Origin of the sequence: Enterobacter sp. E12 (genome assembly GCF_014596715.2) — a bacterium.
Taxonomy (GTDB): Bacteria; Pseudomonadota; Gammaproteobacteria; order Enterobacterales; family Enterobacteriaceae; genus Enterobacter; species Enterobacter bugandensis.
The window spans coordinates 4,015,781-4,037,984 of sequence record NZ_CP115601.1 but is presented as its reverse complement, the minus strand read 5'-3'; the positions used below and the strand labels follow the sequence as shown (position 1 = coordinate 4,037,984).

The 22,204-nt window shown below is 56.4% G+C and carries 19 protein-coding genes and 1 tRNA gene; 13 read left to right on the top strand and 7 right to left on the bottom strand.

Annotated features, from left to right (window positions below; all coding sequences use genetic code 11):
* Window positions 1-294 precede the first annotated feature (294 nt).
* Window positions 295-822 carry a helix-turn-helix domain-containing protein gene (locus IB212_RS19265; RefSeq protein ID WP_045260784.1) on the top strand — a complete coding sequence of 176 codons (528 nt, stop codon included), beginning with the start codon at window positions 295-297 and terminating at the stop codon, window positions 820-822.
* 61 nt (window positions 823-883) lie between these two features.
* Here IB212_RS19265 and IB212_RS19260 read toward each other — a convergent pair whose 3' ends face one another.
* On the bottom strand, window positions 884-3,886 hold the full coding sequence (locus IB212_RS19260; protein ID WP_188245702.1) for an autotransporter domain-containing protein: 3,003 nt from the start codon (window positions 3,884-3,886) through the stop codon (window positions 884-886).
* A gap of 114 nt (window positions 3,887-4,000) precedes the next feature.
* The gene (locus tag IB212_RS19255) at window positions 4,001-4,315 is read right to left on the bottom strand and encodes a lipoprotein (protein ID WP_028014394.1); all 315 of its coding nucleotides are present in this window, start codon (window positions 4,313-4,315) and stop codon (window positions 4,001-4,003) included.
* 175 nt (window positions 4,316-4,490) lie between these two features.
* On the opposite strand from IB212_RS19255, the gene IB212_RS19250 reads away from it, so the two are divergent.
* The 3 genes from IB212_RS19250 to IB212_RS19240 all read left to right on the top strand — a co-directional run bounded on the left by IB212_RS19250 (window position 4,491) and on the right by IB212_RS19240 (window position 7,635).
* Complete coding sequence (locus IB212_RS19250; RefSeq protein WP_048957273.1) at window positions 4,491-5,123, top strand: response regulator transcription factor; 633 nt, start codon at window positions 4,491-4,493, stop codon at window positions 5,121-5,123.
* Window positions 5,120-6,907, top strand: a complete 1,788-nt coding sequence (locus IB212_RS19245; protein ID WP_188245701.1) for a hybrid sensor histidine kinase/response regulator — start codon at window positions 5,120-5,122, stop codon at window positions 6,905-6,907. Before IB212_RS19250 ends, IB212_RS19245 begins: the two co-directional genes overlap by 4 nt.
* Before the next feature lie 401 nt (window positions 6,908-7,308).
* Entirely contained in the window at window positions 7,309-7,635 is a 327-nt protein-coding gene (locus IB212_RS19240; RefSeq protein WP_045630641.1) for a hypothetical protein, read from the top strand.
* Here the strand turns inward: IB212_RS19240 and IB212_RS19235 are convergent.
* From IB212_RS19235 to IB212_RS19225, 3 genes are all read right to left on the bottom strand, one after another.
* Window positions 7,613-8,431, bottom strand: a complete 819-nt coding sequence (locus IB212_RS19235) for a DUF4225 domain-containing protein (RefSeq protein WP_188245700.1) — start codon at window positions 8,429-8,431, stop codon at window positions 7,613-7,615. The genes IB212_RS19240 and IB212_RS19235 overlap by 23 nt on opposite strands.
* A gap of 520 nt (window positions 8,432-8,951) precedes the next feature.
* Window positions 8,952-9,027, bottom strand: a tRNA-Phe gene (locus tag IB212_RS19230).
* 95 nt (window positions 9,028-9,122) lie between these two features.
* On the bottom strand, window positions 9,123-9,836 hold the full coding sequence (locus tag IB212_RS19225) for a DUF554 domain-containing protein (protein WP_028014391.1): 714 nt from the start codon (window positions 9,834-9,836) through the stop codon (window positions 9,123-9,125).
* A 181-nt stretch (window positions 9,837-10,017) separates the two neighbouring features.
* Between IB212_RS19225 and IB212_RS19220 the strand changes: the two genes are divergently transcribed.
* Complete coding sequence (locus tag IB212_RS19220) at window positions 10,018-12,156, top strand: ornithine decarboxylase (protein WP_188245699.1); 2,139 nt, start codon at window positions 10,018-10,020, stop codon at window positions 12,154-12,156.
* Between the two features lie 44 nt (window positions 12,157-12,200).
* Here the strand turns inward: IB212_RS19220 and IB212_RS19215 are convergent, their stop codons facing one another.
* Complete coding sequence (locus IB212_RS19215) at window positions 12,201-12,893, bottom strand: response regulator (protein ID WP_041908309.1); 693 nt, start codon at window positions 12,891-12,893, stop codon at window positions 12,201-12,203.
* Window positions 12,883-14,508, bottom strand: coding sequence for a sensor histidine kinase (locus IB212_RS19210; protein ID WP_041908310.1), 1,626 nt, complete (start codon window positions 14,506-14,508; stop codon window positions 12,883-12,885). Before IB212_RS19210 ends, IB212_RS19215 begins: the two co-directional genes overlap by 11 nt.
* A 345-nt stretch (window positions 14,509-14,853) precedes the next feature.
* On the opposite strand from IB212_RS19210, the gene IB212_RS19205 reads away from it, so the two are divergent.
* Genes IB212_RS19205 through citG form a run of 8 tightly spaced genes read left to right on the top strand, consistent with a single transcriptional unit; the run spans window position 14,854 to window position 22,162 of the window.
* Window positions 14,854-16,215, top strand: coding sequence for a 2-hydroxycarboxylate transporter family protein (locus IB212_RS19205; protein WP_188245698.1), 1,362 nt, complete (start codon window positions 14,854-14,856; stop codon window positions 16,213-16,215).
* A gap of 17 nt (window positions 16,216-16,232) precedes the next feature.
* Complete coding sequence (locus tag IB212_RS19200) at window positions 16,233-17,096, top strand: fumarylacetoacetate hydrolase family protein (RefSeq protein WP_188245697.1); 864 nt, start codon at window positions 16,233-16,235, stop codon at window positions 17,094-17,096.
* Window positions 17,097-17,106: 10 nt separating this feature from the next.
* Window positions 17,107-18,129 carry a [citrate (pro-3S)-lyase] ligase gene (citC, locus tag IB212_RS19195; protein WP_188245696.1) on the top strand — a complete coding sequence of 341 codons (1,023 nt, stop codon included), beginning with the start codon at window positions 17,107-17,109 and terminating at the stop codon, window positions 18,127-18,129.
* Between the two features lie 16 nt (window positions 18,130-18,145).
* Window positions 18,146-18,439, top strand: coding sequence for a citrate lyase acyl carrier protein (gene citD / locus IB212_RS19190; RefSeq protein WP_188245695.1), 294 nt, complete (start codon window positions 18,146-18,148; stop codon window positions 18,437-18,439).
* On the top strand, window positions 18,436-19,311 hold the full coding sequence (gene citE, locus IB212_RS19185) for a citrate (pro-3S)-lyase subunit beta (RefSeq protein ID WP_041908314.1): 876 nt from the start codon (window positions 18,436-18,438) through the stop codon (window positions 19,309-19,311). Before citD ends, citE begins: the two co-directional genes overlap by 4 nt.
* A 10-nt stretch (window positions 19,312-19,321) precedes the next feature.
* Window positions 19,322-20,845 (top strand): citrate lyase subunit alpha, encoded by a 1,524-nt coding sequence (citF, locus tag IB212_RS19180; RefSeq protein ID WP_188245694.1) that lies wholly within the window; start codon window positions 19,322-19,324, stop codon window positions 20,843-20,845.
* Entirely contained in the window at window positions 20,842-21,381 is a 540-nt protein-coding gene (citX, locus tag IB212_RS19175) for a citrate lyase holo-[acyl-carrier protein] synthase (RefSeq protein ID WP_060572186.1), read from the top strand. Before citF ends, citX begins: the two co-directional genes overlap by 4 nt.
* Window positions 21,359-22,162: a triphosphoribosyl-dephospho-CoA synthase CitG gene (citG, locus tag IB212_RS19170; protein ID WP_041908316.1), complete on the top strand. Its 804-nt coding sequence runs from the start codon at window positions 21,359-21,361 to the stop codon at window positions 22,160-22,162. The genes citX and citG overlap by 23 nt, the downstream gene beginning before the upstream one ends.
* Window positions 22,163-22,204: the final 42 nt, after the last annotated feature.

Genomic DNA, 22,204 nt, shown 5'->3' with positions numbered 1-22,204 from the left:
TTTGGGAAGTTTCATGACAAAAAGTCTTAATGTTCATCGAAGTGACTTTTCTGCGATTGTTTTTTATTTATAATTAACGCCAGCCATTGAATGAAAGTCTACAGGAAGTCTTACTCATCAATGTCTGTATTGAGGGATGTTCAACGCCAGAATACATATTGTCGTTAATATTACAGCGCTATAAAACGAAGGCGGCCTTCTTTCTGAAGGTGCGCTCTTGCTTTAATCTAAAAGGGATGGTTAGTGGCAACTTCAATAGTGTTAGTGACCCAGGATCGCTATCTTGTCAGGGGGATGAGGCTATTTTTCCCGGATATTATCCTGCTCGACTCGATTGACAGAAACATATTTGATAACGGTGCAGATGAATATTCTGTGTTGATTGATAGCCGTTCTCCGCTCCGTTTATATGATTACCTGATACGCCATCCGGCCAGAACAAAAAAAACGATCTGCTGCGTTATGCTGGATATGCGACATCGCGAGGAGAATCTACTCAGTATGAAGTTGTTTATGAACACGTCGCTTACGGCGCCGGATATGGCATCGTTATTTAACCTGGTGCTCAATATGAAGGGCAGGCGTCTGACCACCAAATGGCTGCTTAACTTACGGCTTGGCACGCACGAAGCGATCATGCTGCGGTTGTTGAGGGCAGGGATGTCGATGGAAGCGATTGCCGATGAGCTGAACACGTCGGTGAAGAGCCTCTATCGCAAGCGGACAGCGCTGTCGGAACGCCTGGGGGCGGAGAACTTCAACGAGGCGTGTTTGTTTATCTTTAAAAACAAACTGCTGGACGCGGTTGGGAACGATCCCTGAATTCCTGAGAGCCTAAAAGCAAAAACCCGCCACAAGGGCGGGTTCTTTTACTGGAAATAATTCAGAACAACCAGCGCAGATTAGCGTTAACCGAGTTGACGCGGGTATCCGCACCATATTGCCCCTGATAACCCACATCCAGCGTCGCAGCACGCGACAGCTGTACGCTCACGCCGATATCACCCACCATCACGTCCTCATCCACGGCCTGCCCCTGAGTAATGAACGCGTCGCTGCCCGCAAACGCCATGCGCGAAGAGGTATTCTTATCGCCATAGGCGTGCTGCCAGCCCAACGAACCGTAGAGGTTCACGTTCTTCGGCAGCTCGGTCACACCGCGCACCCCGAGGGTGGAGTAGAAGGTGTTCATCGTTTCGTTACTTACGCTCAGCGCGGCGGCACCGCCGTCTTCCCTGAAGCTGTCGGTATGCAGTCGAATGTACGATAAATTGACGAACGGCTCGATATTCATATCAGGCTGGCCGAAGCGGTAGCCAGCTTCGGTGAATGCCAGCAGCGAGTTGGCGTCGTAATCCGACTTCAGCCGATCCGAGAAGCCGCTGAAATCAACGCTGCGCTCGCCTTCTATCTTGTGCCAGGTGTAACCCAGCGCGCCGCGAAGGGAGAACGCATCCTGTTGACCCGCCGCATACAGGCCAAGGTGGTAGTTATCGGTATCCGTTGAGGAACGACGGCTGTCGACGTCGTAATCACCGCGGCTGTAGCCGAAGTAGCCACCGACACGCACGTTATGATCCGCCAGCTTGCGATCTGCTCCCAGCAGGAAGCCGGTGGTGTTGCCGTCCAGCTTGCCCACGTTCCCGTCGCCGTCGTTTCGGCTCCAGGAGCTGAAGGTCTGGCCCCAGACGCCATTGTTTTGCGGCTCCGGCTGCTGCACCAGCGACATCGCTAACGGTGGTATCGGCAGGCTGTCGTTATCAAACGCGCGCTGCATACGCTGGTTTAAGACGTTAAACACCTGCGTGCTGCCGGCGATCAGGTTGGACTGCATTGACGGATAAACTTCACCGGACAGCTGGTTGAACGCCTCGCGCGCTTCCGCCGCGCTGAGTACCAGCAGAGAGTTATACAGCGCCAGCGACGGGCCGCTTTGCGTCAGGGTGGAGAGCGCGCCGGAGGTATTCCACTGGTTGCTGCTTTTGGCGACGGTCTGGAAAATCCCCGGCTTGCCACTGCCCGGATTCTCACTGCCAGGGTTTTCTCCGCCCGGGTTCTCACCGCCTGGGTTTCCTCCTCCTGGATTTTCACCTCCCGGGTTTTCGCCTCCCGGATTCTCGCCGCCGGTCTCTTTCTGCGCGATAGTCAGATCGACGGCGTTGGTGCTCTGGTTGAGCGCCACGTCCAGGAAGGCGGATTTAGACACCGCCCCCGCGAACTGACCGTCAATTCCCCCGTCGGAGGTTAAAATGCGGTAGCTTTGGCCCGTTTTGTAGCTGGTTTGCGGATCCAGCGCAGTGACCTGTACCTGAGCCCGGTCGCTGATGGTCGTTTTGCCTGCGACCAGCAGCTGGTCGCTGCGGCCATCTCCGGCGATATCGACGTCATAGAAAGAGTCACCCACAAAATTCAGATAACGTTTCAGCGTCAGCGTGCCGATATCGCCATCCCCTGGCGAGATATGCCCGCCGGAAAGGATCTCGGTCTGGCCCAGCGTGCCGTTCCCTCCCAGCGTTCCGCCGGCCTTGATTGAGGCGGCGCTGCTGTAGCCCAGCCCGTCGCTAACGTCGGATCCCGCCGTCGCGTTGAGGATCAGTGTCCCGCCGTTCTCGGCGCTAAGAGTCTGAATATCAAAAATATCGTCTTCTGGCTGGGTGTTGATGTTGCTGGCGATAATGACTTTGCCACCGCGCGCGGTCACGTTCGCCTGAAGGGCTGAAAGATCGCCATTCAGCGTTGTCTGCCCGGAAGTATTGATCACCTCACCTTCGCCACTCATCTTGTTGCTAAAGACGTAATTTTCGTCGGTATGGTTGAAGTAGACATAGCTGCCGAACAGCCCGCCGCGCAGGCTGATTGCCGTATTCGCATCGAGAGTACCCGCGCCGCCCGCTGTGCCAAGCGTTGGCTCAGTTAAACCCGTGCCGGTGTCCATATTGCCGCGGCTGCCGACAATGAGCGCACCCCGGTTCGAGCCGGAACCCGAGGTCCCCACGATCAGCGTATTGCTGCCAGCGGAAAATGAACCGCCGTCAATCACCGACAGCACGCCATTGCCATAATCGCCCACGCTCACGCTGCTGCCGCTGGTAAAGCGCGAGTCTTTGCCCGCAATAACCAGCTCGGCGGTTTTACCTGCCCCGGAGACGCCCGCCACCTGCACGCCGCCAACGTTAACCGCACCGCCGTTCAGCACGTCCAGGTCGCCATATAGCGTCAACGTACGGCCAACGTTCCACTGTGAGCCGCTCCCCGTGACGGTGGCTTTCGGGCTTAGCGTGTCGGTTTCACCCGGCCCGGTACCGTTGCCGATGCGCGCATCGTAGGCGGTGCTGAGCGCCGCGCCGTCTTCAATCGCCAGCGTGGAGCGTGCCCCCAGATCGGTACCTACGCTGAGAAAATTACTGGTCACGCGAGAGCCGGCGCCAGTGGCGATAAGGTGGCTGTCGTAGCCGCGGGTGGTGCCGACAACAATTTCTTTTGCGCTGGCCAGCGCGCCTTCTTCGACTCGCAGGGTGCCGAGGCCAAGATTCAGGTCGCCGCGCAGGACGTACTGATCGTTCACTGCGTTAAGCTCAGCGTTTGGCCCACGGACCGTGACCACGCTTTCATAAATTTGGCCGTCGAACAGCCGACCGATGTTGATGTTATAGGCGGTGATTTTGCCATTATCAATCAGCAGGTTTCCGGGTTGATTACGTCCAACGTAAACATCTCCGGTGTAACCCAGCGTTTCGGTTATACGCGCCTCGCCATCAAAAATGGCATCGGCTGCGCGCGCGAAATCGGCAGGTGAAAGCAGTAACAGTGGCGCGGAAAATAGAGCGAGGTAAAGTCTGGAAAGCGGCGTCTTAACCGCTAAAGCATGCGATGTAGAGTTATTCACGGGCTATCTCCGTACTCATTAGCGTGATGTCTGGAAAATCGTTTTTATGAAAACTCAGATACGTCAGAAAATATAAAAGGCGTTATTTATGTACGCCTTTTCATTTGCCGTTAATTATTTATGCGTGACAACAGGGGTACAGGTTGGTGCGCTGAGCGTCGGGGCGGATCCTAAAATCCCCGGCATCATCATTGATGAGCAATCGAAAATACGCCCTTTTTCCGTCGTAGCGCGATAAGACAGTTTTTGCCCTCCCAGTGCGTCCGGCTGGGCGCCATTAACATTGGTCACGGTTATTTCATCCGATGAGCCCAGCCCCAGCATTTTAGCGGTCTCCGCCTGCAGGAGTGGAATAGCCTGATCGGTTTTTAGCGTGGAACAACCGGCGAGCATCAACGTAACGCTTAAAAAGATGAGTGGTTTTTTCATAAATTATCCTTGATATCCAATCAGTTAATTTCACTGATTGTATTTATGTTTTCAATTACCCAAATCAGCGAATAATATATTTCCCTTTCCTAATCGAAAAAACCCTCCTAAAGTAGGGTGGGTAGATAATAATTCATCTGTACACTCAGATATGCGAAGGTAAAAGGAGGATCCTTTGGGGCAGAATTATGCGTTGGTCGTTGATGACCATCCATTGGTAGCAAGCGGCATCGCTAATTTTCTGATTTCACATTGCCATTTTAAGCAGGCGAGCGTGGTGACGAATGAGGAAGATTGCTACCGTCAAATTAGGGATAATGGCCCGCCGCGTTTGCTGGTCATCGATTTTTGGCTTTCGTCCGGAACGGCACTGAAATTACTCAAAGAAGTAAAACAACATTACCCACAGGTACGGTTCCTGGTGGTCAGCGGGGACGACAATAATGACATCTGGCAGAAAGTTCACGCCGCCGGGGGACACGGATTTGTATTGAAAAGCGAACCGCCTGAAATGTTCTCACGGGCCGTTTGTGCACTCCTTGATAATCTGACCTGGTTTCCTGAGAGAAACGATTTTCCCGTTGAATCGAATAATGAGAAGTTAAGTAAATTTAACCTAACGCCGCGACAAATAGACGTTTTAAATATGATTATGCGCGGCCTGCCAAATAAACGAATCGCCGCGCAGCTTTCAATTTCTGAGCCCACGGTCAAAGAACACATCAGCAATATATTGAAAAAGATAGGCGTTAACAGCCGGGTCGAAGCCATCACGCTTCTGCATGGCAAGCGGGAATCATCAGAATGAGGTTTTTCCAGAGCTTACAGAAAGATGGTATCTCATCTCCCGCGCAGATCCGTTTGCTAAACAACACTTTTTTGCGGCTGGTGTTCAGCTTTAGCGCGGTGCCATTTGTCGGTATTCCTTTTGCCATCTGGATCTATTTGCTGGGCGATGAACTTGGCCCAACCATTATCTGGATAATTATTTACCTGCTATGTGCCGTGGCAATCCGCATATTGCACCGACGCTACCAGCGCGAAGTGAAAGAGCATGATGAAGAGGACGTTCTGCGCCGCTGGCTTCCGCGCATAAATAAGATCGCTTTTATTCACGGGCTGGGGATTTCATCTCTCTATTTAATTACTCCGCAGACGCAGAACTTTGACTTTTTCCTGCTCCTTAATATCAGTATTGCCGCCATCGTCGCCGCCAATGCGACGCATCTGACGCCAGTCATCAGCACTTTTACGTGCTTTTTCTTCGCCTCCTGGGGAGTATTGAATATCGGCATCATCTGGCGGCTGGACGAGCTGATATTCATTGTGCTGATGCTGAACCTGCTGTACGGCTTCGCCATTTACCGCCATGCGTTAACGTCGCACGCGTACTTTATTCAGCAAGCGCTGCTTGAGGAAAAAAGCTCACGCCTGGCAGAACAGTTTCGTCAGGCCAAAGAGGAAGCGGAGCAGGCGCTGCTGGATAAAAATCAGTTCCTGACGACTGCCAGCCACGACCTGCGTCAGCCGGTACACGCCATGGGATTTTTGATTGAAGCGATTATCCATCGAAACCGGGACGACAGCCTGACGCCCCAGCTGCTTGACCTGCAGCAGAGCGTTCGCTCGGTGCATTTGATGTTCAATTCTCTGCTCGACCTCAGCAAGATTGAATCCGGGAAAGTGCTCACTGCCTCTACCAAAGTGGACATCGGCGCTCTGCTCGACTCGGTGATCACGCTGTTTCGCGAAGAGGCTAATAGCCGTGCACTTAGGCTGTCCACCCGTCGGCCCAAACGCCGCATCCACGTGACGGGCGACCCGCTGCTGGTGCGACAATCGCTGATTAACCTGATTCAAAACGCCCTTCGCTACACGCAGCAGGGCGGCGTGCTGGTTGCCATCCGACCGCGCGGTGACGAGTGCCTGGTGGAGGTGTGGGACACGGGTGTCGGTATCGCTGATGACGAGAAAGGTAAAATCTTCTCCCCTTACTACCGCCCCGAACTGGCCTGGAAGATCGACAGCGCCGGACACGGGCTGGGCCTCGCCGTGGTTGCCCGCTGTGCCAGGCTGATGAAGGTGAAGTACGGGATGCAATCCATAGAAGGTAAAGGCTCACGCTTCTGGATGCGCTTCACTCAATATGCTGGCGAAGAGATCGAGACGGACACCCCGCCCGCCGATAACAACGCCTCTGCGCCGGTACGCTATGCGCCGCTGCGCGGTTCTTGCCTGGTCGTCGATGACGACCCGCTGGTGACGTCAGCCTGGGAGAGCCTGATGAGCGTTTGGGGAATCAACGTGCGCTGCGCGGCCTCCGCTGAAGAAGCGTTCGCCATCATCGACGACGGCTTCACCCCGTTCGCCGTGCTGTGCGACCAGCGCCTGCGATCCGGCGAAAGCGGCTTTGACATCCTGAAAGCGCTTTTTGAACGTCTGCCGGACATGAGCGGCGCGATGGTCAGCGGCGAGTTTAATTCGCCTGTTCTGCTGGAGGCGGAGCAGGAAGGGTATCTGGTGCTGCGCAAACCTCTGGAGCCGGCTAAACTGCATGCGCTGCTGACGCAGTGGTCGGGGTGTCGTGGATAGGGGAATAGATAATAGCAGCATTGCGCTTCACTGTAGGGCCAGATAGTTCGCGGTGTCCTGCTGTGATGCAAATGTGTCGGTATGGTTGAGCCGCTGAGGGAGGATTTCGCGGGCCTGATTAATGATTTCATCGTGCATGATTCAGCCTCCTGTGGTGATCTGCATGTTGCTTCTACAGGGCAGGGCGGGAGATGTTGGAAACGGCCCCGAAGGAGTCATTAGAGTTGGTACCAGCGAAGTTCCGCAGTGGGCAATAATGTCAGTTTTCGAGCATATACTCTAAGATATCTTCAACTCGTTGATATATATAAATTTGACGAATATCGTCAGGTAGCGATTTATCCGCCAAATTAAGTTAAACTTCGTCACAGGTTTCAGTGAGTTATGGGACGGATAACAGAATGACCAGCGAAGAGGCACTTTTAAAATCAGGTTTTAGCAAACGAGATATTCAAAAGCTAAAAAACAATATTGAAAATTACGGTGGTTCGTTTGATAGCGTAACTCATGATCTGGCCAATCGTTTTAAGGCTATGAAGTGGATAACTATTATTGCCTTCATCATACTGGCTTTAACTCTTTTACTTGCATCCAAGGATACAAGCCTGACACTTGCACTCACGTTATTGATTGTACTACCTTTCATCTGGTATATAACGCCAGCAAAACTTGGCTACAAATCCTGGCGTTATCGTAAAATGCTGACTAATTCTGGGACGGGTCGCTGACGGACAACAGATCAAAAATAATCTTAGCTTTCAGGCCATAACCCGCTATTTTCATTGTAAGCTGCGGGCGGCTCAGTGTGCTCACCTTTCGGTAATAGTCAGCAGGGAGATAACGAAACAGTCGCCAGGTACCAGGTCGCCGTAACAAGCCAAAAATGGTGTACGCATTAGCGGCCAGTGAAATTGATTTGTAGACACCTAACCCATTCTCACGACTAAAGCCCATAAACTCAGCTGTAGACATCGCGGCATTCGCGACCAGCCCTTCACTGGTAGTGTTGTTAGTTGCGTAGCGAGCCACTTCTTTACTGATGCTGTTTGCCCCGTCAGTAACCAGAATCGCACCAGCAAGAACTCCGAGAGGGGTCATAGTGCCTATGAGGGTAAATCCTGCGGCTATTTCAGCACCGGCCAGGACAACACTAACAGCCGAGATCACATACCCAACAATTTTGTTATTCTCTCGGATAAACTCGACTTTAGCGTAAAGCTTCGCTGCCTTCGTTCTTAATAAACGCGCTTGTTCCAGCAGGTTACTGTTTTCTTCTCTGAGAATTTTAACGCATTCCATGCATTCTTCATCTGATTTAGCCCGACGAGCTAACGTGAACTGATGTTCTATGAGGTCCCGAATTTCCTGAACAAACTTCATTCGAGTCAAACTATCGCTGAGATGAAAAGCCGACAGAGTGTTGGCTGTATTTACCAGTTTCCTGGCTTCCATATTCACCATCGTTTCCGCCCAGGCTTTATTTCTTCCACCTGAACGCATCATGTTAAGTAATGCTGCATCCATTGTAGTTCCTCTCAATTGCTTTACCGGCCTCTGCTTAGACTGATAAACGCCCCCCTGACAGCCATGCTTGCCAACGCACACACAATATAGTAGCAATGTGGTTACGGTGTCTGAAGTAGAAGTCGCTTTTTACAGCTTCGTTCCTCGGCCTACTTTACTGCGGTTAGCCTGGGACTGTTCCAGCAGTGTACGGAACGCCGACAGGTCACTTTTCAGGATGTCCCGGATGGATTTACCACCAATCATTCTAATAAAACAGTTAGCCGATGGGGTGTAATCACGGATATGTGATGCCGCTCTGTCGGGCTCTGTCCAATTGATATATGCATTTGTAATGCTCAAATAGATCGGTGAAGGTCAGGTTTTTCTGCTTCTGTGTGGCGGTAAAGGCGATAAACACGCCAGTTGTACCACCGGGAAGCGGGGCCGGAGGAGAGATAAGGACGGTAACTACTGGTAAACCTACAAGTTGCTGACTCAGAAAGCAAAAACCCCCGCCGAAGCGAGGGTTATAAATAAGTGGTGCCCGGACTCGGAATCGAACCAAGGACACGGGGATTTTCAATCCCCTGCTCTACCGACTGAGCTATCCGGGCAACGGGGCGCATTAAACCCGATCTGCCCGTTGCCGTCAACGAAAAATGTTGTTTTCGTTACAGACTGCGCAATCTCTCGCCATTTCGCCGCAATCTTAAGCGAAAAAGTGTGTCCAGAGCGCAGAGAGCGGCATGGCGAGCAGTAATGCGGGCAGCATATTCACCACGGCAAACATTTTGATCCCGCAAATACGTAGGCCCGTCGCCAGCAGCAGCAGGCCGCCGACGGCGGTGAAGTCCGCCATCATCGCTGGCGTGGTCAGCGGGAGAATCAAAGTGGCGCAGGTGGCAAGCGCGAGTTGAATCAGCAGCATCGGCACGCAAATCGCCGCAACGGCAACGCCGAGCGTGGTGGCGAAAATGGTGGCGGTGAAGAAATCGAGAAACGCTTTTGCAATCAATATGCTTGGGTCGCCCGTCATCCCTTCCTGCATCGAGCCGAAAATCCCGGTGCCGCTTGCGCAAAACAGAATAATGATGGCGACGTAGTTCTGAATAAACGACTCGTGCGTGCCGTGTTTCGCCTTGCCCGGTCGGGCAATCAGGTTTTTGGCTTTGCCCACCGCGCTATTGATGCCTTTTTCCAGATAGCAAAATTCGCCAATCAGTGCGCCGAGCAGTGTAGCCAGCACCATGACGGGCAGGTTGGCGCATTTGATCACTAAAAGGATGCCGATGCCTAAGGATGCCAGGCCGAATATAGAGGGCATGGATGAACGGATACGCTCCGGCAGCCGTTGACTCAACACTGCGCCCAGTACGCCGCCCAGCAATACGGCTCCGGCGTTAATAAATGGCCCGATAACCACAGTTAACTCCTGTTATTTACTCATTAATATTGCATTATTATGGCACGTCAGGGCTGCGCGAGCCTTAGCTTTGGGTGGTTTCGTGCATACTGATTCCTTCTTGCGCATGAAAATAAAAAGTGACATGATTGCGCGAATTTTCTCCTCCCTGTCTCACCGCTCGGTGAGGGTATTTGCGCTTATGAAAACCATGAAAATTGCCGTCAGCCATGAGCTGGTATCCAAAGTTTCTACGCACCGTGAAAAGGTGACGCTGGATAACACCGATTTCACCGATGTGGCGGCAGTCGTCATTACCGTTGTTGAAAGCTACAGCGGCATTCTCGCGTTGCTGAAGCGTACGGGCTTTCAGCTACCGGTGTTTATGTTCTCGCAAGAGCCTGGAGAGGTGCCTGATGGCGTCACGGCGATTATCTCGGGTAAAGCTCAGGAGTTTCTGGAACTGGAGAGCGCCGCCTGCCGTTACGAAGAGGAATTGCTGCCGCCTTTTTTCGATACCCTGAGCCAGTATGTAGAGATGGGCAACAGCACCTTCGCCTGTCCGGGCCACCAGCACGGGGCTTTTTTCAAAAAACACCCGGCAGGGCGACAGTTCTATGATTTCTTCGGTGAGAACGTATTTCGCGCCGACATGTGCAACGCCGACGTTAAGCTGGGCGATCTGCTGATCCACGAAGGCTCCGCCAAGCACGCGCAAAAGTTCGCGGCGAAAGTATTCAACGCGGACAAAACCTACTTTGTGCTGAACGGCACGTCGGCGGCCAACAAGGTGGTGACCAACGCGCTGCTGACCCGCGGCGACCTGGTGCTGTTCGACCGCAACAACCATAAATCTAATCACCACGGCGCACTGATCCAGGCGGGCGCCACGCCGGTGTATCTTGAGGCGGCGCGCAATCCGTTTGGCTTTATCGGCGGGATCGACGAGCACTGCTTTGATGACGCGTATCTGCGGGATCTGATCCGCGAAGCGGCGCCGGAAAAGGCCGAGGAGGCTCGCCCGTTCCGCCTGGCGATCATTCAACTGGGCACCTATGACGGGACGATCTACAACGCCCGCCAGGTGATCGACAAGATCGGCCATCTGTGTGACTACATCCTTTTCGACTCCGCGTGGGTGGGCTACGAGCAGTTTATTCCGATGATGGCGGAAACGTCCCCGCTCTTGCTGGAGCTTAACGAGAACGATCCGGGTATTTTCGTGACCCAGTCGGTGCACAAGCAGCAGGCCGGGTTCTCGCAAACGTCGCAGATCCATAAAAAGGATAACCACATCCGCGGTCAGGCGCGCTTCTGTCCGCACAAGCGGCTGAACAACGCGTTTATGCTGCACGCCTCCACCAGCCCATTTTATCCGCTGTTTGCGGCGCTGGACGTGAACGCCAAAATTCACGAGGGCGAGAGCGGGCGCAGGCTGTGGGCGGAGTGCGTCGAGCTGGGCATTGAGGCGCGCAAGGCAATCATCGCCAACTGCCATATGATCAAACCGTTTATTCCGCCGGTGGTGGCGGGGCGGCCATGGCAGGATCACCCCACGCAGGTCATCGCGAGCGAGCGTCGCTTCTTTAGCTTCGAGCCGGGGGCCAAATGGCACGGATTTGAGGGTTATGCGAGCGAGCAGTATTTCGTCGACCCGTGCAAGCTGCTGCTGACCACGCCGGGCATTGATGCAGAAACAGGTCACTATACCGATTTCGGCATTCCGGCGACCATTCTCGCCCACTACCTGCGCGAAAACGGCATCGTGCCGGAGAAGTGCGACCTCAACTCGATCCTGTTCCTGCTGACGCCTGCCGAAAGCAGCGAGAAGCTGGCGCAGCTGGTGGCGATGCTGGGGCAGTTTGAGCAGCATATTGAAGACGACACGCCGCTCGCTGACGTGCTGCCGACCATCTACCAAAAATACCCGGTGCGTTACCGCGACTACACGATCCGTCAACTGTGCCAGGAGATGCACGATCTCTACGTCAGCTTTAACGTGAAGGATCTACAGAAGGCGATGTTCCGCCAGGAGAGCCTGCCCGCCGTAGTGATGAACCCGCAGGATGCCAACCAGGAGTACATTCGCGGGAACGTGGAGCTGGTGCGTATTCGTGACGCTGAAGGGCGCATTGCCGCCGAAGGCGCGCTGCCGTACCCGCCAGGCGTGCTGTGCGTGGTGCCGGGAGAAGTCTGGGGCGGGGCGGTACAGCGTTACTTCCTGGCGCTGGAAGAGGGCATTAATATGCTGCCGGGCTTCTCGCCGGAGTTGCAGGGCGTTTACAGCGAGAAGGATGCGGACGGGATTAAGCGGCTGTATGGGTACGTATTGAATGTCTGAACGCAGGCCCGGTGGCGCAAGCTTACCGGGCCTATAATACTTCGTCAGGCTTCTGCGCGGCGGTACATCCTTCTCGGATGCCCAATCTTCCCGTACAGCATCTCCACCGTCAGAAAACCCACCTCCACGCAATGTTCCAGATAGCGTCGGGTGGTGGTTTTACTCAGTCCCGTCTCGCTCACCACCTCATCCACCGTAAAGCAGTGCGCCGCCTTGCTGTTAAACAGCGTTTGCACCCGCGCCAGCGTGTTCTCCTCTATTCCCTTGCTGCCGTTGTCCAGACGATAGTTTTTCGCCTGTAACTGATAGAGTGAATCCACGTTCTGCTGGTCGACAATCTTCCAGACCCGCTGCTGTTCGGTAAACTGCACAAAACGCTCCAGCGACTGGCTGAGCCGCTTCCAGGAGACCGGCTTAAGGATATAGTCAAACGCGCCGTTTCGAATGGCCTGGCTACAGGTGTCCATATCGCTGGCGGCAGTGATGAAAATCACCGAGCAGTTGGCGCGGGCCAGCATCGGGTTGCTTATAAGAGTGATGCCTTTGCCGTCCGGCAGGTAGTTATCCAGCAGCATCAGCTGCGGCTGTTTACTCTCAAGCTGAACCTGCGCGTCGGCCAACGACGCGGCAATCCCCACCAGCCTCAGGCGCGGATGTTTACCGATAAGCTCCGCGTGCAGCTGTGCCAGTTCGTTCTCGTCTTCAACAATCAGTACGTCGATAAGTTCATGTTGCATAGTCGGTATCTTCCAGTTGCCGGACGGTTCCCGAGGCCGGGATAAACAGTGAGAAAATGGTCCCGTGCGGCATGTTATCGGCAACTTCTATTGTGCCGCCAGCCTGCGTGACGTAGCTTTCAATCAGATACAGGCCAATCCCGTGATCGCCCCGCGTTTTGGTGGTGATGCCGCGTTCAAATATCCGGTCACGGATCGCCGGGGTAATGCCAACGCCCTGGTCGGCCACTTCAATAATCAGCTCCTGCTCGCTGAGTTTTATCAGCACTTCCACCGGCGCATGCGGGAGCGGCGATCGCTGCGTCGCTTCGATGGCGTTATCCAGCAGGTTGCCAATAATCGAAATCAGCTCTTGCTCTCCCAGCGGCAGGAACGGTTTGTCCAGCCGACAGGCCGGGTCGAAACTCAGCTCGACGCCTTTCTCACGCGCGCGGGCGGCTTTTCCCAGCAGCAGCCCGCAAAGTGTCGGGGAACTAAAGCGGGAGGAGATAAAGTCCAGCAGCTCCTGAGCATGCTCCGACTGCGCCTGAATGTAGCGAATGGCCTCTTCATAGCGGCCCATATGCAGCAGGCCGGAGAGGGTGGTCATCCGGTTCAGCTGCTCATGACGCATAATGCGCAGGTTATCGACGTAGCGTTTTACCTGGCTGAGCTGGCTGCTGAGAGAGTCGATCTCGTTGCGATCGCGGAAGGTGATCACCCAGCCCTGCAGCGACCCCTCAAGCATGATGTGTACCCGGCTGGCAATCACCGTGAGATCGTTAAAGCGGCAAATCTCGTCATGGGTATCTTTCGCCAGCATCGTCTGCGTGTCGAAGAACGGGACCGGATCGATCACCTGGCTTATCAGCTGCCCGCGCAGTTCCCGGGCCGGCTGGCTCAGGCCCAGCAGCTTGCGCGCCGCCTGGTTGATCACCTCTATGCGCCGTTCGTTATCAATGGCGATCACGCCTTCGTAGATGGACTCCATCATCGCCTTTTGCTGGCGCACCAGCAGGCCGATCTCTCGTGGCTCCAGGGAGAAGATCTGCTTCTTAATACTACGGGTAAAGAACCAGGAGAAGACAAAGAGGGCGATCAGCAGCAGCACGGCGGCAATCAGGATATTGACCACTTTACTGACGGTAATGGTGTCCAGGTAGCTGGTGAGATAGCCAACTGAAACAATGCCGACCACCTGTCCGGCGTCGTTGAAAATGGGCGCTTTACTGCGCAGTGAAATGCCCAACCCGCCTTTACGTATGGTTGTCGTGCTTTTCCCCTGCAATACGGCTTCATTGTCGCCGCCGACCAGCGTCGTGCCCACCCTGTCGGCAAAGACGGAGTGAAAAAGATGCCGTCCCGTATTATCGCCAATGACAATAAAGCTGGCGTCGCTGTGCGCGGCCATTTTCTGCATGAAATCATGAATGGCGTTGATATCTTTTTGTTCAACTTCAGTACGCAATGACGGAATAAGCGCAATCTCTTCCGCCTGTATTTTAGCGCGCGCACTCATTTCCTGATAAAGCTGTTTTCCGACATCGGCATAATAATATCCGCCCAGCAGCACAAAAAGTACTGAGAAAAAGGCAACCAGCGAAATAAACAGCTTAATCTGGAAAGAGACTTTCATAACTATCACGCAAAGTAGCGGCAAAGATCGTCAATATATCATCTTTTTTCATGCGGATGTCCGCTTTGCGGGAAACTTGTGATCCCTTGCACAGCAAGGGCTGTAAATGATTTATCCAGAAGGCTTAAGATCTTCATGCTGCTAAGTTAAATGTTATTTGGTCGTTCAATTCAGAAAAGAAACCATAAAAACCACGATAATAAATAAGGCATAAATCACATTAAATAAAAGAAACCATAAAAACCATAGCTGCCATTAAAACTTCGCTTTTAATATGCCATTCCTCACATAAAGTAGGCCTTTGTGACTCTAAGCTGAACGCACAAAATAACTAAGGGGCTTATTATGAGCACAACTGACGATTCTTTCTCTGTTACCCACGACCCGATTGAAATTCAGCGGCCTTCGCTTAAAGAGCGCTGGTGGCATATTATGGATACCTGGAAAATCGGGATTATTCCTCTGCCGCTGTTCGTTCTGGCGGGCGTGCTGATCGCGATTGATTGCCTGGGCGGAAAGCTGCCGAGCGATATCGTGGTGATGGTGGCGACGCTGGCCTTCTTCGGCTTTGCCTGCGGTGAGTTCGGCAAACGCCTGCCGATTGTCGGCAAGCTTGGTGCGGCGGCGATTTGCGCCACCTTTATCCCTTCCGCGCTGGTCTACTACGGTTTGCTGCCGGACGTGGTGGTGGAATCCACGACCAAATTCTACAAATCCACCAACATTCTCTACCTCTATATCTGCTGCATTATCGTCGGCAGCATCATGAGCATGAACCGCACGGTGCTGATTCAGGGCTTCCTGCGCATTTTCTTCCCGATGCTGTGCGGTGAAATCGTCGGCATGATTGTTGGCATGGGCGTGGGGCTGGCGCTGGGCCTGGAGCCGTTCCAGATCTTCTTCTTTATCATTCTGCCGATCATGGCGGGCGGCGTCGGGGAAGGGGCGATTCCGCTTTCCATCGGCTATGCCACCCTGCTGCATATGGACCAGGGTGTAGCGCTCGGCCGCGTGCTGCCGATGGTCATGCTCGGCGGGCTGACGGCAATCATCATCTCCGGCTGCCTGAACCAGCTCGGTAAACGCTACCCGCACCTGACCGGTGAAGGCCAGCTGATGCCTAACCGCGCGAATGCCGATGCCACCGTCTCTCAGCCTGCGTTTTCCGGTAAAGCGGACGTGACGACTATCGCCTCCGGCGCGCTGCTGGCGGTGCTGCTGTACATGCTGGGCATGCTCGGCCACAAGCTGATTGGCCTGCCTGCGCCCGTTGGCATGCTGTTTATGGCGGTGCTGGTGAAGCTCTGCAACGGCGCCTCTCCGCGCCTGCTGGAGGGCTCGCAGGTGGTGTACAAATTCTTCCAGACCTCCGTGACCTACCCGATCCTCTTCGCCGTTGGCGTGGCCATTACCCCGTGGCATGAACTGGTGGCCGCCTTCACGCTGACCAACCTGCTGGTGATTATCAGCACCGTCTCCGCGCTGGTGGCGACCGGGTTCTTCGTCGGCAAAAAGATCGGTATGCACCCGATTGATGTCGCCATCGTCTCCTGCTGCCAGAGCGGCCAGGGCGGTACCGGCGACGTGGCGATCCTGACCGCAGGCAACCGCATGAGCCTGATGCCCTTCGCCCAGATTGCTACCCGTATCGGCGGGGCGATTAACGTCTCTGTCTCACTGCTGATTCTGGGCAACTTCCTCGTCTAAGTATTCAGGAAAAAACAATGAAACTCGCAAGCTTTTTATACCAGGGAAAACGCAGCTACGGCATCGTCCAGGCCGAGGGCGTGATTGATTTAGGCCGCCGCCTGGGCGACCACTATGGCGACCTTAAAGCGCTGCTGCAGGGCAACGGGCTGGCGTTGGCCACCCGTTACCTGAACGACGCGGTGGATGTACCGCTGAGCGCCATCACCTTCTTACCTGTGATCGTGCAGCCGGAAAAAATCCTCTGCGTGGGCATGAACTACGCCGACAAGCGCAAGGAGTTTGACCAGCACAACCCGGCCCCAACGCTGTTTGTCCGCTTCCCGGACTCACAGACCGGCCACAACGAGCCGGTGCTGAAGCCGCGCCACTCCAGCGAATTCGACTACGAAGGCGAGCTGGCGGTGATCATCGGTAAGGGTGGGGAGAACATCAGCCGCGATGACGCCCTGCGCCACGTGGCGGGTTACAGCTGCTACATGGACGGCTCCGCCCGCGACTGGCAGCACACCTGGTTCACCGCCGGTAAAAACTGGCGTCAGACCGGCGCGTTTGGCCCGTGGATGGCGACGGCGGATGAGATCCCGGACCCGCACAGCCTGGCGATCCGCACCTGGCTTAACGGCCGCATGGTGCAGGAGGACAACACCAGCAGCATGATCCACAAGGTCGCGGAGCTCATCGAGTACATCAGCACCTTTACCCGCTTAAGCCCGGGCGACGTGATCATCACCGGCTCCCCGGGCGGCGTGGGTAAAAAGCGTAACCCGCCGCTGTTTATGAAAGAGGGGGATCGCATTGAGGTGGAGATCGAGCATATCGGTCATCTGAGCAACGTGATTGTTGAAGCGCCAGCCGTCGGGCTTGCGGCGGCACACTGAGAAAGGCGGCATGAACAGTCAACCCATCGATTTTCGCCAGACGCTGGTGGCGAAACACCCGGAACGCTTAAGCCAGATCCGCTACCTGCTGGCAGACAGCGGCCTTGGCCTGGACAACGACATCACGCTGTTTGTCGAAGCCTGGTCCGGCGCGCAGCTGGTGGGTTGCGCAGGACTTGCCGGCAACGTCATCAAATGCGTGGCGGTCAACGAGCAGCTTCGTGGGGAAAACCTCAGCGCGCGGCTGCTGGCAGAGGTGGAAAATGCGGCGCTGGAGCGCGGCCATTTTCACCTCTTCCTCTGCACCCGTCCGTGCAACCGGGAGCGCTTTGCCCGCAGCGGCTTCTGGCCAATTGCCCAGAGCGGGAACAACGCGGTGCTGATGGAGAACACCCCGCAGGGGATCGCGCGCTACTGCCGTACCTTAAGCCGGATGCGAAAGGGCGGGGAGAAAACTGGCGCGATAGTGATGAACGCCAATCCGTTCACCCTCGGCCACCGCCATCTGGTGGAGCAGGCGGCGCAGCGGTGCGATGCCCTGCATCTGTTCGTGGTGCGTGAAGACGCCTCGTTCTTCCCGTTCAGCGCGCGTCTCGAGATGGTGCGCGCGGGCGTAGCCCATCTGCCGAACGTGGTGGTGCATGAAGGCTCGCAGTACATCATCTCCCGCGCCACCTTCCCGGCCTACTTCCTGAAGGAGACCGGAAAAGTGCAGCAGGCGTGGAGCGAGATCGACGTGCTGATCTTCCGGGACTTCATCGCCCCGGCGCTCGGCATCACGCACCGCTTCATCGGCTCGGAGCCTTTTTGCGACATCACCCGCCAGTACAACCAGACGCTGTATGACCTGCTGGCCTCGCATATCGAGGTGGTGGAAATGCCGCGCATCAAGGCCACCGGCAACGCCATTTCGGCGTCCGAAGTGCGCCGTTTAATCAAGACACAGCAGTTTTCCCGGATCCGGGAGATCGTCCCGGACTCCACCTTCGCGCATCTCGAAACACACTATCGTGCGAGTGCGGAAGTCGCATAACTATCAGGAATTTATCATGAATATTGTAAGGGAGGCGCTGGCCGGAACGCAGGAGTCCAGCGACCTGATGGTGAAAATCGCCCCCGCTCACGGCGAGCTGGAGATTGTCATCCACAGTGAAGTGATTAAGCAGTTTGGCGAGCAAATTCGCCGGGTGGTCAACGACACGCTGCGCGCCATGAACGTGCGCCAGGGATTAATCATTATTGAAGACAAAGGGGCGCTGGACTGTGTTATTCGCGCCCGCCTGCAAAGCGCGCTGATGCGTGCCGCCGATGAACAGGCCATCAACTGGGAGGCGCTGAAATGAGCAAACTCCGCCGCAGTATGCTGTTCCTGCCGGGCGCCAACGCCGCCATGCTTTCCACCGCGTTTATCTACCGCCCCGACTCCATCATGTTTGACCTTGAGGACGCCGTCGCCCTGCGTGAGAAGGACACCGCCCGACTGCTGGTATTCCACGCGCTACAGCACCCGATGTATCAGGATATCGAAACCGTGGTGCGCATTAACCCGCTCAGCACGCCGTTTGGCCTGCTGGATCTGGAAGCCGCCGTGCGCGCGGGTGTTGACGTGATCCGCCTGCCAAAAACCGACACCCCGGACGACGTCTACGAGCTGGAAGGCCATCTTGAGCGCATTGAACGCGAGTGCGGCCGCGAGGTCGGCTCCACCCGCGTGATGGCGGCGATTGAGTCGGCCATTGGCGTCATCAATGCCGTGGCGATTGCCCGCAGCTCCCCGCGCCTCATCGGCATCGCGCTGGCCGCCTTTGACTACGTGATGGACATGCAGACCGAGCGCGGCGACGGCACCGAGCTGTTCTATGCCCGCTGCGCCGTGCTGCACGCCGCTCGCGCCGCGGGCATCGACGCCTTCGATGTGGTGTGGTCAGACGTTAACGACGAGGCTGGGTTCCTTCGCGAGGTCGATCTGATCCGCAAGATGGGCTTTAACGGCAAATCGCTGATTAACCCGCGCCAGATTGACCTGCTGCACAACGCCTACGCCCCGACGCAGGAAGAGGTGGATCACGCCAAAAGGGTGATTGAGGCGGCAGAAGAGGGCGAGCGTAACGGCCTGGGCGTGGTGTCGCTCAACGGCAAAATGGTGGATGCACCAATTATTAACCACGCGCAGGTGGTGCTGGAGCGCGCGGCGGCTTCCGGCGTGCGTCGGTAAGGATAAGACAATGAATCAGACTGAACTTCTCCACGTAAACTTCCCCCATCTGCGGGACCTGAAACCCTTTGATACTGCCCACAGCGCGACGCCCTGGCTGGCGGATAATGACGCGAAGCACAACCGCAAGCTCTGTGCCTCCCTTGAAGAAGCCGTAGCGCGCAGCGGCCTGCAGGACGGGATGACTATCTCCTTCCACCATGCCTTTCGCGAAGGCGACCGGGTGATCAACACCGTTGTGGCGCTGCTGGCGCGGATGGGATTTAAAAACCTGACGCTGGCCTCCAGCTCGCTGATGACCTGCAACGACGCTCTGATCGAGCATATTGAAAGCGGCGTCATCACCCGGATTTACACCTCGGGCATGCGCGGCAGGCTGGCGGACGCCATCTCCCACGGGCTGATGGACGAGCCGGTACACATTCACTCCCACGGTGGGCGAGTGAAGCTGCTCCAGGACGGCGAGCTGAATATCGACGTGGCGTTTCTCGGCGTGCCGTGCAGCGATGCGTTTGGCAACGCTAACGGCACGCACGGTAAATCGTGCTGCGGCTCGCTCGGCTACGCGATGGTGGACGCGCACTTTGCTCGCAAGGTGGTGCTGCTGACCGAAGAGCTGGTGCCGTTCCCGAATATGCCCGCCAGCCTGGTGCAGGACCAGGTGGACTACATCGTGCAGGTCGAGAGCGTGGGCGACCCGGCGAAAATCAGCGTCGGCGCGGCGCGCGTCACCAGCAACCCGCGCGAGCTGATGATCGCCCGCTATGCGGCGGACGTGATCGAGCATTCCGGCTACTTCAAGCCGGGCTTCTCGATGCAGACCGGCTCCGGCGCGGCGGCCACCGCCTGCACCCGCTTTATGGAAGAGAAGATGGAGCGCAGCGGCGTAAAGGCGCGCTTTGCGCTCGGCGGCATCACCGGCAGCCTGGTGGATCTGCACGAGAAGGGGCTCATCGAAAAGCTGCTCGACACCCAGTGCTTTGACGGCCAGGCGGCGGCTTCGCTGGCGCGCAACCCGAACCACGTGGAGATCTCCACCAATGTCTACGCCAACCCCGGCAGCAAGGCGGCAAGCTGCGACCAGCTCGACGTGGTGATCCTCAGCGCCCTGGAAATTGACGTTGATTTCAACGTCAACGTCATCACCGGCTCCGACGGCGTGATGCGTGGCGCATCCGGCGGGCACTGCGACGTGGCGGCGGCAGCCAACCTGACCATCGTGGTCGCGCCGCTGCTGCGCAGCCGCATCCCCACCGTCGTGAAGCGGGTGACCACGCGCCTCACGCCGGGCGAAAGCATCGACGTGCTGGTTACCGATCACGGCATCGCGGTCAACCCGGCGCGCCCGGAGATCCGCGAGCGGCTGCTGGAGGCCGGGTTGAAGGTAGTGGACATCAGCGCGCTCTATGAGCGGGCGATTTCCCTGACCGGCGTACCGAAACCGATTGAATTTACCGACAAAATCGTCGGGGTGATCCGCTACCGCGACGGCAGCGTGATCGACACCGTACGACAGGTGAAGGAGTCAGTATGATTTTAGCGACACCCGTGCGGGCGGGTGTCAGCCTGGAAGAACTGCTGGCGGCGAAAGAGCGTCGCGCAGCCCGTCAGGCTGACATGCTTGAGCACTATAAACAGCCGGTGATCTCCCTCACGCTGGTCACGCCAGGGGAAATCAAGGACAGCCTGCGCTATCGCAACACCATGGGCGTGGCGCTCCAGATGTGCGACCAGCTGCTGTGGGAGAACCGCTGGCAGGTGCTGGACCGCCAGGTGCTGTGGCTGCCCACCGGACCGGAAGCCTTGTGGTGCGTCGCCCATCCGGCGGCGGAAATCAAAGCGCACTGCGCGGAACTGGAGCAGACGCACCCGCTCGGCAGGCTGTGGGATCTGGACGTGATTTGTCCTCAGCATGGCCACGTGGGGCGTCAGTCGCTGGGGGCAAACCTCAGGCGCTGCCTGATCTGCGACGAGCCCGCGCATGCCTGCTCCCGTTCGCGGCGCCATCCCGTTGAGCAGGTAGTTTCCCGCGTGGAGAAGACGATCGATGACTGGTTTGCTCGCGACTAAACCGCGCCCGGTTGACGTGCCCGGGCTTGCCGAAGCGGCGCTGTGGCAGGAGCTGGAGCTGACGCCCAAGCCGGGGCTGGTGGACAAGCTTAACAACGGTTCCCATCGCGATATGGACCACGCGCTGTTTGTCCGTAGCATTGCGGCGATTACGCCGTGGTTTGCCCGTTTTGCGGAGCTGGGCGAGGCACATGCGGACAAGCCAGCCGCTCAGCAGCTGCGGATTATCCGCCCGATGGGGATGGCCTGCGAGCAGGCGATGTACGCCGCGACGAACGGCGTGAACACGCATAAGGGTGGGATTTTTGCTCTCGGCCTGCTGTGCTTCGCTGCCGGGCGTGTGAAAAATATCTCCGCCAGCAGCCTCTGTTGTGAGGTGAGTAACATCTGTAGCGGGCTGGTGTCGCGGGAGCTGGCAGCGCGCAGCGGGCAGGCGACGGCGGGCGAGCGGCAGTTTCAGCAGTACGGCTTAACCGGGGCGCGAGGCGAGGCGGAGAGCGGCTTTGCGACGGTGCGTAAGGCGCTGGGGCAGTGGAACGGACAGTCGCTTCACGGCCTGCTGTTGCGCCTGATGGCGGTCAATCAGGACAGTAATCTCGTGTCACGCGGCGGCATTCAGGGGCTGCGCTACGTTCAGGGCTATGCGCGGAAACTGCTGGCTAACGGCTGGGATCGCGAGGCGTTGCTTAAGATGGATAAGGCACTGATTGAACGAAACCTGAGTCCGGGCGGCAGCGCGGATTTGCTGTCGGTGGGGTGGGTGCTCTCTGCAATAAAATAGCCGGGTGGCGGCTACGCCTTACCCGGCCTACGGTCTGGTTTT

Excerpts from the sequence above, each read along its gene's own strand:
- IB212_RS19265 (WP_045260784.1), top strand. The coding sequence starts at position 295 with ATGAGGCTATTTTTCCCGGATATTATCCTGCTCGACTCGATTGACAGA.
- IB212_RS19255 (WP_028014394.1), bottom strand. The coding sequence starts at position 4,315 with ATGAAAAAACCACTCATCTTTTTAAGCGTTACGTTGATGCTCGCCGGT.
- IB212_RS19245 (WP_188245701.1), top strand. The coding sequence starts at position 5,120 with ATGAGGTTTTTCCAGAGCTTACAGAAAGATGGTATCTCATCTCCCGCG.
- IB212_RS19240 (WP_045630641.1), top strand. The coding sequence starts at position 7,309 with ATGACCAGCGAAGAGGCACTTTTAAAATCAGGTTTTAGCAAACGAGAT.
- IB212_RS19235 (WP_188245700.1), bottom strand. The coding sequence starts at position 8,431 with ATGGATGCAGCATTACTTAACATGATGCGTTCAGGTGGAAGAAATAAA.
- IB212_RS19220 (WP_188245699.1), top strand. The coding sequence starts at position 10,018 with ATGAAAACCATGAAAATTGCCGTCAGCCATGAGCTGGTATCCAAAGTT.
- IB212_RS19215 (WP_041908309.1), bottom strand. The coding sequence starts at position 12,893 with ATGCAACATGAACTTATCGACGTACTGATTGTTGAAGACGAGAACGAA.
- IB212_RS19210 (WP_041908310.1), bottom strand. The coding sequence starts at position 14,508 with ATGAAAGTCTCTTTCCAGATTAAGCTGTTTATTTCGCTGGTTGCCTTT.
- IB212_RS19205 (WP_188245698.1), top strand. The coding sequence starts at position 14,854 with ATGAGCACAACTGACGATTCTTTCTCTGTTACCCACGACCCGATTGAA.
- IB212_RS19200 (WP_188245697.1), top strand. The coding sequence starts at position 16,233 with ATGAAACTCGCAAGCTTTTTATACCAGGGAAAACGCAGCTACGGCATC.
- citC (WP_188245696.1), top strand. The coding sequence starts at position 17,107 with ATGAACAGTCAACCCATCGATTTTCGCCAGACGCTGGTGGCGAAACAC.
- citD (WP_188245695.1), top strand. The coding sequence starts at position 18,146 with ATGAATATTGTAAGGGAGGCGCTGGCCGGAACGCAGGAGTCCAGCGAC.
- citE (WP_041908314.1), top strand. The coding sequence starts at position 18,436 with ATGAGCAAACTCCGCCGCAGTATGCTGTTCCTGCCGGGCGCCAACGCC.
- citF (WP_188245694.1), top strand. The coding sequence starts at position 19,322 with ATGAATCAGACTGAACTTCTCCACGTAAACTTCCCCCATCTGCGGGAC.
- citX (WP_060572186.1), top strand. The coding sequence starts at position 20,842 with ATGATTTTAGCGACACCCGTGCGGGCGGGTGTCAGCCTGGAAGAACTG.
- citG (WP_041908316.1), top strand. The coding sequence starts at position 21,359 with ATGACTGGTTTGCTCGCGACTAAACCGCGCCCGGTTGACGTGCCCGGG.